Consider the following 12,630-nt stretch of genomic DNA (forward strand, 5'->3'; position numbering starts at 1 on the left):
CCCGGGCGCGCCTAACCGGGCAGCCGCGTGCGGTAGCAGTGCGTGACGTACGGCACTTCGAGCTCGTCGGCGCCCGCGAGGTCGGGATGGGTCTCGAGGAGTGTCTCGAGGGCTGCACGCGTCGCATCCTGCTCGGCACCGGACGCGGTGATGTAGTACGAGCGCGAGCGCACCAGATCGAGAAACCGCCGCCGAGACATCCGCTCGACCCATTCGACCGTGTATTCCTCGATGGCGCCGAACGGCGGCCCGACCGCGACGTACGTCTCGAAGGTGGTGCTCGCATCGCGGCGTTCGTGCATGATCTCGCCGGCCTGGCGCAGCCAGTCGGCACGGATGTCGCGGCTGTTCCACGCGAGTCCCAGCACGCCGCCCGGCCGCAGCACCCGTGCGATCTCGGGGATCGCCCGCGAGGGGATGAACCAGTGCCACGCCTGCCCGGCGACCACGGCGTCGACCGCACCGTCCCCCAGGGGGATGTCCTCGGCCGTGCCGAGGATGCGCGGCACGCCGGGCACCGCGGTTTCGAGTTCGTCGAGCATCTCCTCGACCGGATCGACCGCGATCACCTCGCGGTCGAGGGCGACGAGCGCCTCGGTGAGCTTGCCGGTGCCAGCACCGAGGTCGAGCACCCGCGTCGCGTCGCCGATCAGCCAGGCGATCGCGTCGGCCGGGTACCCGGGCCGGGCCCGGTGGTAGACGGATGCCGCGGCGCCGAACGAGCGCGCACTCTCTCGCGTCGCGGGGTCGGCCGGGTCGGCGACGAGCCCGGGTCCGGGGGTCGCTCCCGCGTCTTCGTGCATTCTCATGCTCCGCTCCCTGAGCTCATCCCCGCTCCACCACCGCCATTCCATGCCCTGCCGGGGCATCCGTCAACCTCGGTGTTCTCGGCGCGGGCACCCGGCCGTGTCGGGCGGGCATGCGACGATGCCTGTGTGCCAGTGGACTTCACCGCGATCGACTTCGAAACCGCCAATTCCTCTGGCGCCTCCGCGTGCTCTGTGGGAATGGTGAAGGTGCGAGACGGCCGAGTCGTCGAGCGCGAGCATCGCTACATCCGCCCGCCCTTCCCGCACAATGAGTTCTCGGAGTGGAACGTGCGCATCCACGGCATCACCCCCGAGCAGGTGGCCGATGCCGACGACTGGTCGGTGCACCTGCCCGCGCTGCGGGAGTTCGCCGGCGACGACCTGCTCGTCGCACACAACGCCGGCTTCGACATGGGCGTCATCGCCAAGACCTCGACGGCGCTCGGCCTCCCGGTGCCCGACTTCCGCTACCTCTGCAGCCTGCAGGTCGCCCGGCGCACCTACCACCTCGACTCCTATCGCCTGCCGGTCGCGGCGATGGCGGCGGGCTTCGAGGGGTTCTCGCATCACGACGCCCTCGCCGACGCCGAGGCGTGCGCCGCGATCATGGTGCACGCCGCTGCACGCCACGACGCCGACGACCTCGAACGGCTCGCGCACATCACCCGGGTGAAGGTCGGCGCGATCGGGCCCGTCGCCACGCACGAAGACCGGGCGGCGCACGGCCCGATGGCGCTGCAGTAGGGTCTCGAGACCCTCCGGCGTCGTCACCCACGATGTCGGCGGCTCCTGCGACACTGTCGACATGGACATCTTCGCCCTCATCATCGGCCTCCTGACCGGCGGCGCCATCGGTGCACTCGTCGTCGCGCTGCTCATGCAGCGTCGCACCGCGCGTTCGGCCGCCGAGGCGCCGATCGCCGAAGATCCGGCGCTCATCGAGGCGCGTCTGCAGGCGCAGCTCGCCGAGGTGCGCGCGGGTGAAGAGGCCGCGAAGTCACTGCTCCGCGAAGAACTCGCCGCCACCCAGGCGACCGCCGAGGCGCTCCGCGAGCAGATCGTCGCCGCCCAGCACCAGCAGCGTGAGATCGTCGAGCAGCACCGCACCGAGCAGCAGGCGCGTGAAGCGCGCGAGGCCGCCGAGAGCAAGGTGCTCCAGGCCCTCGCACCGGTGAAGCAGTCGCTCAGCGACATGCAGTCCAAGGTCACCCAACTCGAGTCGCAGCGCAGCCTGCAGCACGGCGAACTCAGCCAGCAACTGAAGTCGGCCGCCGAGTCCGAAGAGCGACTGCGCTCCACGGCGGAGTCCCTGGCCTCTGCGCTGCGTTCCAACAGCACTCGCGGGGTGTGGGGTGAGACCCAGCTTCGCAGTGTCGTCGAGGCCGCCGGCCTCATCGAACGGGTCGACTTCGATGTGCAATCGAGCATCTCGAGCGACTCCGGCCACGGTCGCCCCGACATGGTCGTGCGTCTGCCCGGCGGCAAGTCGATCGCCGTCGACGCGAAGGTGCCGTTCAACGCCTACCTCGAAGCGAGCCAGATCCCAGCCACCGCTGGAGGCGCCGATGGCGCGCAACGGGCGGAGTTCATGAAGCAGCACGTCGCGGCCGTGCGCGCACACATCACCGCGCTCGGCTCGAAGGGCTACTGGAACGGGCTCGAGGCCTCCCCCGAACTCGTCATCGCATTCATCCCGAGCGAGTCGCTCGTCTCCGCGGCGATGGAGGCCGACCCGACCATCATGGAGTTCGCGTTCTCGAAGCGGGTCGCGCTCGCCTCGCCGGTCACGCTGTGGTCGGTCCTGAAGACGGTCGCGTTCTCGTGGCAGCAAGATGTGCTCACGAACGAAGCGAAGACCTTGTTCGACCTCAGTCGCGAACTGTACTCGCGCCTCTCGACGACAGCGGGCCACATCGAGAAGCTCGGCCGCACCATCGAGCGCAGCGTGAAAGACTACAACGCGTTCGTCGGCTCACTCGAGCGCCAGGTGCTGCCCACCGCGCGCAAGCTCGGTGCGCTCGACGAGTCGAAGGTGCTCGCGCCGCTCTCGGGCATCGAAGAGGCACCGCGCGAACTCACGGCGTACGAACTCGTCTCCACCACCGGGGCCGACCTCGACCCCGAACTGCGCCGCCAGCTCGATGCGCCTGCAGATGAGCAGCACTGACGAGCAGCACTGACGAGCAGCACTGACGAACGGCCCTGACCAGATCCGACGAGCCGGCCCGCCCATCGGTGGGCCATGAGACCCGCGCCCCGGTCGATCGGTGGATCATCCGGCTTCGGAGTCTGCGCGCATACCGCCGTCAGATCGAGGTACCTCATCGACGGGCGGCTCGAATCCGGCCGCCGCTCCGGCACCGGTCACGGGTTCGGTGTCGACGGTCGCGTCGAGCGGGTGTGCGAGCTCGTCTCGGCCGAGACGGGCGAAGGCGAGCGTGCCGATCGCGAGCAGCGGCGACACGAGTCCCGCGATGAGGAAGGCCGGCGCGATGCCGATCCACTCCCCCACAGGGCCGGCGACGGCCATCGAGATCGGCATGAGTGCGAGCGAGACGAAGAAGTCGAGGCTCGACACACGCCCGAGCATCGAGGGCGGCACGCGACGCTGCAACAGTGTGCCCCAGACGACACTCGCCCCCGAGAACAGCAGTCCGCAGATGAACAGGGCTGCGACCATCACCCAGAGCCACGAGGTGAAGCCGATGATCGCGAGCGGGAGCCCGCCGAACCCCCAGGCGAGGATCATCAGCGTGAGGTAGCGCCGGGGTAGCCGCATCGAGGCGACGGCGAGCGAGCCGATGGCCCCGCCCACGCCGAACGCGGCGAGCGCGAGCGCGAACGCGCCCGCACCGCCGCCGGTCTGATCTTTCACTGCGAACGGCAGCAGCACTTCGACCGGGCCCATGATGACGAACACGAGCAGGATCGAGAAGACGAGCGTCGCGAACAACCAGCGGGTGCGCAGCAGGTACGAGAAGCCGTCGCGCAGGTCGATGAAGGTCTGGCGCACCGGATGCACCGACGGACCATCGATCTCGCGCCGCACGGCGGTCGTGCGCATGACGCCGAGCACGGCCGCCGCGACCACCTGCAGGCCGGCGACCACCGCGAAGGCGAGCCACGGCCCCTGGACCGCGATGAGTGCGCTCGCCACCGCCGGGCCGGCCGCATTCATCGCCGTCGGGCGAAGCACGCCCTCGATGCCATTGGCGGCGAGCAATTGCTGCTCGGGCAGGAGGGCAGGCAACCACGCCGAGTACGCGGGGTAGAAGAACCCGTCGGCCAGACCCAGTACGAACGAGATGACGGCGAGATGCCAGACTTCGACGACCCCGGTGATGGCGAGGAACGTGGCGACCGAGAATCCGGCGCCCCGCACGACCTCGACCATGAGGAGGATGCGGCGCTGCGGGATGCGGTCGGCGGCGACACCGCCGAAGAGCACCGCGAGCACGAGCCCGAGGCTCGATCCGACGGCCACGAACGAGAGGTCGATGGGCGTGCCCCCGAGCTCGACGACCTGCCAGACCGCGGCGACGATCCACGCCCCTGCGCTCAGGAGCGACGCTGCGAGGGCAGCAGTGAGCAGCCGGTACTGCCCCGAACCGAACGGCATGAGTGCGCGCGGAAGTCGAGCGGTGGTGGTCACCCGTCCATCATGGCGCGGGCCGACGTCATCGGCGCTGCGCCGGGAGCGAACGCCTCAGGCGGATGACCACTCGCCATGGAGCTCAGAGCACGTCGTCGACGAGCCACTTCTCGACGAGGTGGTCGGCCCGCACGCGCCGGATCGTGCCCGACTTGCCGCGCAACACGATCGACTCGGTACGGATGATCGGCCCCTTGCGCGAGACGCCGTCGACGAGTTCGCCGTCGGTCACGCCCGTCGCGACGAAGAAGGTGTTGTCGCCCCTCACGAGTTCGTCGAGTTCGTAGACCTGGTCGCAGTCGAGGCCTGCGGCCTCGCCGCGAGCTCGTTCGGCGTCGTCGCCCGGGGCGAGCCGCCCCTGCATGAAACCGCCGAGCGCCTTGATCGCACACGCGGTCGTGATGCCCTCGGGGCTGCCGCCGATGCCGACGCACATGTCGATGCGCGAGTCGTAGCGCGCCGCATTGATACCGCCGGCGACGTCGCCGTCGCTGATGAGACGGGTGCCGGCGCCGGCGGCGCGGATGTCGGCGATGAGCTGCTCGTGACGCGGGCGGTTGAGCACGGCGACCCGCATCTCGCCGACCTGCTTGCCCTTGGCCGCGGCGAGCGCCCGCAGATTCTCGCCGATCGGCCGGCGGATGTCGACGACGCCGATGCCCGCGGCATCCGTGACGATCTTGTCCATGTAGAAGACGGATGACGCGTCGAGCATCGAGCCGCGATCGGAGACGGCGATGACCGAGAGCGCGTTCTGGCGCCCGGCGGCGGTGAGCGAGGTGCCGTCGATCGGATCGACGGCGATGTCGCAGGCAGGCCCGCGGCCGTTGCCGACCCGCTCGCCGTTGAAGAGCATCGGCGCTTCGTCCTTCTCGCCCTCGCCGATGACGACGACGCCGTCGAAGTTCACCGTGCCGAGGAACGCGCGCATCGCGTCGACGGCAGCCCCGTCGGCGCCGAGCTTGTCGCCTCGACCGACCCAGGGGTACGAACGGATCGCGGCGGCCTCGGTCGCCCGAACGAGTTCGAGTGCGATATTGCGGTCGGGGTGCAAGAACAGACTTGCGGTGTCGGTGCTCACCATGGCGGGTCCTCCGGGGTGGATCGGTTGCGGCCCTGTTCCGACCGCGGCGTCGGTTCAGTTCGAGACTAACGATGGACGCCGTCGCGGCGGCCGGGAACGGAGCGAATCGCGGTGAAAGATCGTGCATTCTTACGATTCGACGTGAATCGCACGACGACGGTTCGTGTGGAATCGCGCATGCGCCTCAGGTGCCGGAGTGGTGCGCCTCAAGCAGGTCGGCCCATCCGCTGTGTCGGCCACCGGCCGCCCACCAGTGCACGCGCACGCCCGCCGCCATCGCCCGCGCACCGGGAAGCCGGATCCCGATCTCGCAGTCGGTGACCGCCGCGACGAGCAGCTCTGCTGGCGTCGAGCACAGCGCATCGAGGTCGAACACGCCATCGAACGCGGGCCGGCCGGCTCCACCGAGGTGGGCGAGCACCCGGCTCCGCTCGCCGGCCGACTGCGGCGCGAACCGGGCGAGCATCGAGCCGCCGAGCGCCCGAGCGCCGGCTGCGACGATGACGCCTTCTGGTGCGCCGCCGATGCCGATCACCGCGTCGAGGCCGGGAACGCCGCGCTCGCGTTCGTCCGCAGCGCGAGCGCTCGCGGCGGCGCCGTGCAGTGCACGCAGGCTCCGCTCGACATCGCCGTGCTCGAACACCTCGACGGCGGCGCCCGCAGCACGCACCGGGCGATGTGGTCGCGGTTCCGGGGGCCGGTCCTGCACGGCGACTCGCACGGCCGACGGCGCGACGCCGCGCAGCTCGGCCGCCGGGCCACGAGCGACGGCACGGCCGCGAGGATCGCGTCGGCCGAGGCATCCGCTGCGGTGATGCCCGGCACCCAGGTGACGAGCTTGTCGAGGTAGTGCGCGGGGCCGAGGTCGAAGAATCCGCCGCGCGGCACGGCGGCGATCACGGCCATCGCGCCCGGAAGACCTGCCGCGGCGAGCCGCGTGCCGTCGACCGGGTCCACTGCGATGTCGATCGCGGGATGGCCCGCTGCACCGGCCGCATCCACCGTGCCGGCCGCCACCGCGCCGACCGCCACCGCGCCCGCCGGGCCTGCCCCGAAGCGCTCACCGAGGTGGAGCATCGGCGCGTCGTCCTTCTCCCCTTCGCCGACGACGACGCGGCCGTCGACCGCGGCGCCGGTGAGTGCGGCCCGCATCGCAGCGACCGCCATCGCATCGACGGCATCGCCGTTCCCCGAGCCGAGCAACGGGAGGACTGCGCCGGCGGCTGCGACGACCGCACGGCGGAACGGCGCGGCGTCGGGCGCGGGGAACGCGGCATCAGAAGTCGGCACCGTCCCATCCTGCCGTGATCCTGAGTCACCCTCGCAACTCGGTAGACTCGACGTCACACCCCATCGTCGTTCGAAGGAGCACCATGCCCATCGCCACCCCCGAGCAGTACGCCGAGATGCTGGACACCGCGAAGGCCAAGGGCTTCGCGTTCCCGGCGTTCAACGTCTCCTCCTCGCAGACGCTCAACGCGGTGCTGCAGGGCCTCACCGAGGCGGGCTCCGACGGCATCATCCAGGTGACGACGGGTGGCGCCGACTACTTCGCCGGGCACACCGTCAAGGCTCGCGCCACCGGCGCGCTGGCGTTCGCGAAGTTCGCACACGAGGTCGCGAAGAGCTACCCGATCACGGTCGCCCTGCACACCGACCACTGCCCGAAGCCCGCCCTCGCCGACTTCGTCTTCCCGCTCATCGAGGCTTCTGAGGCTGAGGTCAAGGCCGGCCGCAACCCGATCTTCCAGTCCCACATGTGGGACGGCTCGGCCGTTCCGCTCACCGAGAACCTCGAGATCGCGCAGGAGATCCTCCCCCGCATGAAGGCGATCAACGCCGTGCTCGAGGTCGAGATCGGCGTCGTCGGCGGCGAAGAAGACGGCGTCAAGCACGAGGGATCGAACGAGGCCCTCTACACCACGCTCGACGACGCGATCGCGACCGTCGAGGCGCTCGGCCTCGGCGAGCAGGGTCGCTACATGGCCGCCCTCACCTTCGGCAACGTGCACGGCGTCTACGCGCCCGGCAATGTGAAGCTGCGCCCGGCGCTCCTCAAAGAGATTCAAGACGGTCTGCAGGCGAAGTACGGCACGGCCGCGAAGCCGCTCGACCTCGTCTTCCACGGCGGCTCGGGCTCGACCGACGCCGAGATCGCCGAGGCCGTCGCCAACGGCGTGGTGAAGATGAACATCGACACCGACACGCAGTACGCGTACACGCGTGCGATCGCCGACTACATGTTCAAGAACTACGACGGCGTGCTGAAGGTCGACGGTTCGGTCGGCAACAAGAAGCAGTACGACCCGCGCGCCTGGGGCAAGGTCGCCGAGACCGCCATGGCCGCCCGCGTCGGCGAGTCGACGCGTCAGCTCGGCTCCGCTGCCCAGTCGATCAGCGCATAAGGCACGGATGTCGCAGAACGAGGCCGCTCGAACGCCCGACGAGTCGGGCGACACCGCAGCGACGCACGGCACGGCGGCGACCCCGCCTGCCGCGTCGTCGGCGTCCCGCGACGAGCGGCCTCGTCCGCAATACGGCGAGTACGCCCCAGAAGGGTGGACGTGGACGCCGCCCGTCGATGAGCGCGCGGCGGCCAGCACCGAGCCCGCGATCGCGGCGCCCGTCGCCGCACCGGCAACGCCTGCCTCAACGCCCGCGGCGTCGGCCCGCCCGGTCGACCGAGCGTGGACCATCACGCTGCTCATCTTCGGAGTGTTCGGCGCGCTCTACAACGGCCTGGTGCTCTTCCAGCTCCCGTCGACGGCCCTCGAGTCGGCGAAGCTGTCGGCGTCGATGCTCGGTGTCGATGCTCCGGCCGACTTCGTTCCCGGCCCGGCCGTGCCGACGTTCATCTTCGTCGGCATCGCCCTGCAGGTCGTGTTGTGGATCGGAGCCCTGCTCTGGTCACGATCGCGCCTGCGCGCCGGTCGCACCGCGTGGTGGATCCCGCTTCTCGCCGGCGTCGCGGCGTTCGTCGTGGTGCTGGTCGTCGGCATGCTCGTGTTCGCGAGCGACCCCGGCTTCCTCCAGTCGCTGACGCCCGCTCAGCTCTAGCTCGGCCGAGCCGGATCTCGTCAGGCGCGGAATCAGCGCTGCGCGCGGCTGCGCCCGCCGATCGCACGAGCGTCGGTCTTGCCGGCGAGGTCTTTGCGCAGCTCTTTCGGCAGCGAGAACATCAGGTCTTCTTCAGCCGTCTTGACCTCGGCGACCTCTCCGTAGCCGGCATCGGAGAGGGCATCGAGCAGCTCTCTCACGAGCTCTTCCGGCACGGATGCCCCGCTCGTCACGCCGACCGTCTCGACGCCGTCGAGCCACTGCTGCTCGACTTCGCTCGCGAAATCCACCCGGTAGGCCGCCTTCGCGCCGTACTCGAGCGCGACTTCGACGAGCCGCACACTGTTCGAGCTGTTGGCCGAACCCACCACGATCACGAGATCGGCGTCTTGCGCGACCTTCTTGATGGCGACCTGGCGGTTCTGGGTGGCGTAGCAGATGTCGTCACTCGGCGGATCTTGCAGGTTCGGGAACCGCTCGCGCAGGCGGCGAACGGTCTCCATGGTCTCGTCGACCGAGAGCGTGGTCTGCGAGAGCCACACGACCTTGTCGGGGTCTTGCACCTCGATGTCGTCGACGTCGTCGGGGCTGTTGACGATCGTCACGTGGTCTGGCGCCTCGCCCGCCGTTCCCTCGACCTCTTCGTGGCCTTCGTGACCGATCAGCAGGATCTCGAAGTCGTCGCGTGCGAAGCGCACGGCCTCGCGGTGCACCTTGGTCACGAGCGGGCAGGTCGCGTCGATCGCGTGCAGGCCTCGGTCGGCGGCGGAGTTCACGACGGCCGGCGAGACGCCGTGCGCGCTGAAGACGATGTGGGCGCCCTCGGGCACCTCGTCGACCTCTTCGACGAAGATCGCACCCAGCGCTTCGAGTTCGGTGACGACGTGGATGTTGTGCACGATCTGCTTGCGCACGTACACCGGGGCACCGTAGTGCTCGAGCGCCTTCTCGACGGCGATCACGGCTCGGTCGACGCCGGCGCAGTAGCCGCGCGGCGCAGCGAGCAGCACCCGCTTCTGTCCGGGGACCGGGTTATCCTTGAGCCGGCCGCGCACGCCCGGAACTCTTGGCATGCCGAGGCCGATTCGAGGGGTGTCCGTAGTGCTCGTCACGGTGCCCATCCTACGCGGCTGAAGCGTACTGACGGCTGGGAGGCCAGACATGACGGATGCACCGGCGACACGCGATGCTCCGTGGCCGGTCGCGCTCCTCTCCGGCAACCTCAAGCAGTACATCGATCGGCTCGGCACGGTGTGGGTCGAGGGCGAGATCACGCAGTGGGGCGTCTCCGGCGGCAACGTCTACGGCAAACTGAAAGACCTCGACGCCGCGGCGACCCTGTCATTCCAGGTGTGGTCGTCGGTGCGCGCGCGGTTCTCCGAACAGTTCAAGCAGGGCGACCGGGTCATCGCACTCGTGAAGCCGAACTGGTGGGTCAAGGGCGGCTCGCTGTCGATGCAGGTCTTCGAACTGAAGCACGTCGGCCTCGGCGATCTGCTCGAACGCCTCGAGCGCCTGCGCGCACAGTTGACGGCCGAAGGGCTGTTCGAGGCGGCGCGCAAGCGCCGGCTGCCCTTCCTGCCGGGCGTCATCGGTCTCATCACCGGCAAAGACAGCGACGCTGAGAACGACGTGCTTCGCAACGCCCGCCTGCGCTGGCCCGCCGTCGAGTTCACAGTCGTGCACGCCGCCGTGCAGGGCGACCGCACGGTGCCCGAGGTCGTGGCCGCGATCGAGCGGCTCGACGCCGACCCCCGGGTCGAGGTCATCATCGTCGCGCGCGGAGGCGGCGACTTCCAGAACCTGTTGGGGTTCAGCGACGAGCGCGTCGTGCGCGCGGCCGCCGCGGCATCCACGCCCATCGTCTCGGCGATCGGGCACGAGGCCGATCGGCCGCTGCTCGATGACGTCGCCGACCTGCGGGCCTCCACCCCGACGGATGCCGCGAAGCGAGTGGTGCCCGACGTCAACGAAGAGCTCGTGCGCGTCGAGCAGGCCCGCGCACGGCTCGGCATGCGACTGCAGGCGATCCTCTCCCGCGAGATCGACCGCATCGGTCACCTGCGTTCACGCCCGGCGCTCGCCGAGACCTCGTGGATCGTCGACCGACGCGCCGAAGACCTCACCCGGTGGGTGGCGCGCGGAGCCGAACTCGTCGAGCGCACGATCGACCGTCAGACGCACCGGGTCGCCGAACTGCGCGGGCACCTGCGGGCCCTCTCGCCGCAGGCCACGCTCGACCGCGGCTACGCGATCGTGCAGGGCGACGACGGCCATGTCGTGCGGGGCCCGGCCGGGGCGCCCGACGGCGCAGAGGTCACGGTCACGCTCGCCGACGGCGCGTTCGCCGCGGTCTCCCGCGGGGCGGTGCCCTCGGTGCACTCTGCCGAAAGCCGCGTCGCCGATGCCGAATAGAATGGACGTCATGCCAACCCCCGCGGAAGTCTCCGAGCTGAGCTACGAGCAGGCGCGCGACGAACTCGTGCAGGTCGTCGGCGAGCTCGAACAGGGTTCGGCGACGCTCGAGCAGTCGCTCGCGCTGTGGGAGCGCGGTGAAGCCCTCGCCGCCCGCTGCGAGGAGTGGCTGATCGGTGCGAAGGCGCGTCTCGACGCCGCACGCGCCGGCGCATCGCCGGGCGCTTCCGCCGACGGCGGTGCCCGCTGATGGCGACCCGCCCGCCGCGGGTGGTCGCCGAACTCGGCCGGCCCGAGACCCCCGAAGAGACGTCTGCCCGCAAGGCGGAGAACTCGCGCAACCACCGACAACGGCAGACGCTGCGCAACCTCCTGCTCGCGCTCGGTGCGAGCCTCGCGGTCATGCTCCTCATCGTGCTGATCGTCCCCCGCAGCGACACCCCCATCGAGCCCGATGTCGACGTGGCATCCATCGCCCAGCAGGCCCAGGTCGCGAGCAACGACCCGCTCGCCGTGCCTGACCTGCCCGGCGGCTGGCGCGCCAACGCCGCCGAGCTCCGGGTCAGCCAGACCGACGAGGTGACCGCATGGTACGTGGGCTACCTGACCGCTGAAGACGAGTACATCGGCTTCTTCCAGGGACTCGACGCGAACCCGACCTGGGTGGCCGGGCTCCTCGAGCGCACCCTCGCCGCGGGCACCACCACGATCGACGGAGTCACCTGGACGGTCTACGACAACCGCGACTCGACCGACGACGTGGGCAACGCCAGGTACGGTCTCACCACCGAAGCCGGCGACAGCACGTTCGTGCTGCTCGGCACCGCGACCCCCGAAGAATTCGAGACCCTCGCGTCGGCGCTCACGCCGACGATCGACGAGCAGAACTGAAAGGCACGACGTGACTCCGAAGCCGATTGATCGCCCCACGACGCCGGCGGAGACGTGGCGCGAGCTGCGACGCGGCAATGAGCGGTTCACCGCGGGCGCACCGGAGCATCCGCGTCAAGACATCGATCGCCGTACCGCGCTGGCCAACACCCAGGCCCCACTCGTCGCGGTCTTCGGATGCAGCGACTCACGCCTCGCGGCCGAGATCATCTTCGACGTGGGCCTCGGTGATGCCTTCGTGGTGCGCAACGCCGGCCAGGTGGTGACACCATCGGCGCTCGGCTCGCTCGAGTACGCCGTCGGCCTGCTGAACGTGCCGCTCATCATCGTGCTCGCTCATGACCAGTGCGGTGCAGTGCGCGCCGCGATCGACTCGCAGGCGGCCGACGCGCCGCCCCTGCCCCCGCACATCGCCGGCCTCGTCGAAGCGATCGTTCCGGCGGTGCGCAAGGTCGCCGGCGCCGACGACGGGGCGGTCATCGAGTCGGCGCACGTCGACGCCGGATTCGTCGGCCGCGAACACCTGCGCAACACCGTCACCGGGCTCGTCGACGGTTCCGAGATGATCAGCGACGCGATCGCAGCGGGTACGCTGGCTATCGTCGGCGCGAACTACCGACTGTTCGAAGGTCGCGTCGAGACCGACATCGTCATCGGCCGCATCTGACGCCGTCACCCGGCACGCCGCAGACCGGCACTCGCAGAACCGAAGGGGAGCACAC

The 12,630-nt window shown here is 70.0% G+C and carries 13 protein-coding genes and 1 pseudogene; 8 read left to right on the forward strand and 6 right to left on the reverse strand.

The features are described from left to right. Positions 1-11 precede the first annotated feature (11 nt). Positions 12-809, reverse strand: a complete 798-nt coding sequence (locus FHG54_RS13375; protein WP_233437777.1) for a class I SAM-dependent methyltransferase — start codon at positions 807-809, stop codon at positions 12-14. 126 nt (positions 810-935) lie between these two features. On the opposite strand from FHG54_RS13375, the gene FHG54_RS13380 reads away from it, so the two are divergent. Then, complete coding sequence (locus tag FHG54_RS13380; protein WP_139417710.1) at positions 936-1,553, forward strand: exonuclease domain-containing protein; 618 nt, start codon at positions 936-938, stop codon at positions 1,551-1,553. Between the two features lie 61 nt (positions 1,554-1,614). Beyond that, a complete protein-coding gene (locus FHG54_RS13385) occupies positions 1,615-2,976 on the forward strand; it encodes a DNA recombination protein RmuC (RefSeq protein WP_139417711.1) in 1,362 nt (453 codons plus the stop codon). Between the two features lie 105 nt (positions 2,977-3,081). On the opposite strand, the gene FHG54_RS13390 is transcribed toward FHG54_RS13385, so the two are convergent. The 4 genes and pseudogenes from FHG54_RS13390 to FHG54_RS16970 all read right to left on the reverse strand — a co-directional run. After that, complete coding sequence (locus FHG54_RS13390) at positions 3,082-4,461, reverse strand: MFS transporter (RefSeq protein ID WP_233437778.1); 1,380 nt, start codon at positions 4,459-4,461, stop codon at positions 3,082-3,084. Between the two features lie 82 nt (positions 4,462-4,543). Next, the gene (gene glpX / locus FHG54_RS13395) at positions 4,544-5,545 is read right to left on the reverse strand and encodes a class II fructose-bisphosphatase (protein ID WP_139417712.1); all 1,002 of its coding nucleotides are present in this window, start codon (positions 5,543-5,545) and stop codon (positions 4,544-4,546) included. Positions 5,546-5,729: 184 nt separating this feature from the next. Further along, on the reverse strand, positions 5,730-6,266 hold the full coding sequence (locus FHG54_RS16965) for a fructose-bisphosphatase class II (protein ID WP_338025682.1): 537 nt from the start codon (positions 6,264-6,266) through the stop codon (positions 5,730-5,732). 167 nt (positions 6,267-6,433) lie between these two features. Beyond that, a pseudogene (locus tag FHG54_RS16970) lies at positions 6,434-6,892 on the reverse strand (fructose-bisphosphatase class II); the annotation flags it as partial. A 26-nt stretch (positions 6,893-6,918) separates the two neighbouring features. Here FHG54_RS16970 and fbaA point away from each other — a divergent pair. Both fbaA and FHG54_RS13415 read left to right on the forward strand, forming a co-directional pair. Next, a complete protein-coding gene (fbaA, locus tag FHG54_RS13410; RefSeq protein ID WP_139417715.1) occupies positions 6,919-7,950 on the forward strand; it encodes a class II fructose-bisphosphate aldolase in 1,032 nt (343 codons plus the stop codon). Between the two features lie 7 nt (positions 7,951-7,957). Beyond that, positions 7,958-8,602 carry a DUF6264 family protein gene (locus FHG54_RS13415; RefSeq protein ID WP_139417716.1) on the forward strand — a complete coding sequence of 215 codons (645 nt, stop codon included), beginning with the start codon at positions 7,958-7,960 and terminating at the stop codon, positions 8,600-8,602. A gap of 32 nt (positions 8,603-8,634) precedes the next feature. Here the strand turns inward: FHG54_RS13415 and FHG54_RS13420 are convergent, their stop codons facing one another. Beyond that, on the reverse strand, positions 8,635-9,675 hold the full coding sequence (locus FHG54_RS13420) for a 4-hydroxy-3-methylbut-2-enyl diphosphate reductase (RefSeq protein WP_139418466.1): 1,041 nt from the start codon (positions 9,673-9,675) through the stop codon (positions 8,635-8,637). An 88-nt stretch (positions 9,676-9,763) separates the two neighbouring features. Between FHG54_RS13420 and xseA the strand changes: the two genes are divergently transcribed. From xseA to FHG54_RS13440, 4 genes are read left to right on the forward strand one after another with little or no spacing between them, the layout of a single operon-like run. Then, on the forward strand, positions 9,764-11,017 hold the full coding sequence (xseA, locus tag FHG54_RS13425) for an exodeoxyribonuclease VII large subunit (RefSeq protein ID WP_139417717.1): 1,254 nt from the start codon (positions 9,764-9,766) through the stop codon (positions 11,015-11,017). Between the two features lies 1 nt (position 11,018). Continuing rightward, positions 11,019-11,267: an exodeoxyribonuclease VII small subunit gene (locus FHG54_RS13430; RefSeq protein WP_139417718.1), complete on the forward strand. Its 249-nt coding sequence runs from the start codon at positions 11,019-11,021 to the stop codon at positions 11,265-11,267. Continuing rightward, a complete protein-coding gene (locus tag FHG54_RS13435) occupies positions 11,267-11,908 on the forward strand; it encodes a DUF4245 domain-containing protein (RefSeq protein WP_139417719.1) in 642 nt (213 codons plus the stop codon). Before FHG54_RS13430 ends, FHG54_RS13435 begins: the two co-directional genes overlap by 1 nt. A 25-nt stretch (positions 11,909-11,933) precedes the next feature. Further along, positions 11,934-12,575 (forward strand): carbonic anhydrase, encoded by a 642-nt coding sequence (locus FHG54_RS13440; RefSeq protein ID WP_139418467.1) that lies wholly within the window; start codon positions 11,934-11,936, stop codon positions 12,573-12,575. Positions 12,576-12,630 lie beyond the last annotated feature (55 nt).

The organism is Agromyces laixinhei, from assembly GCF_006337065.1.
GTDB classification, from domain to species: domain Bacteria; phylum Actinomycetota; class Actinomycetes; order Actinomycetales; family Microbacteriaceae; genus Agromyces; species Agromyces laixinhei.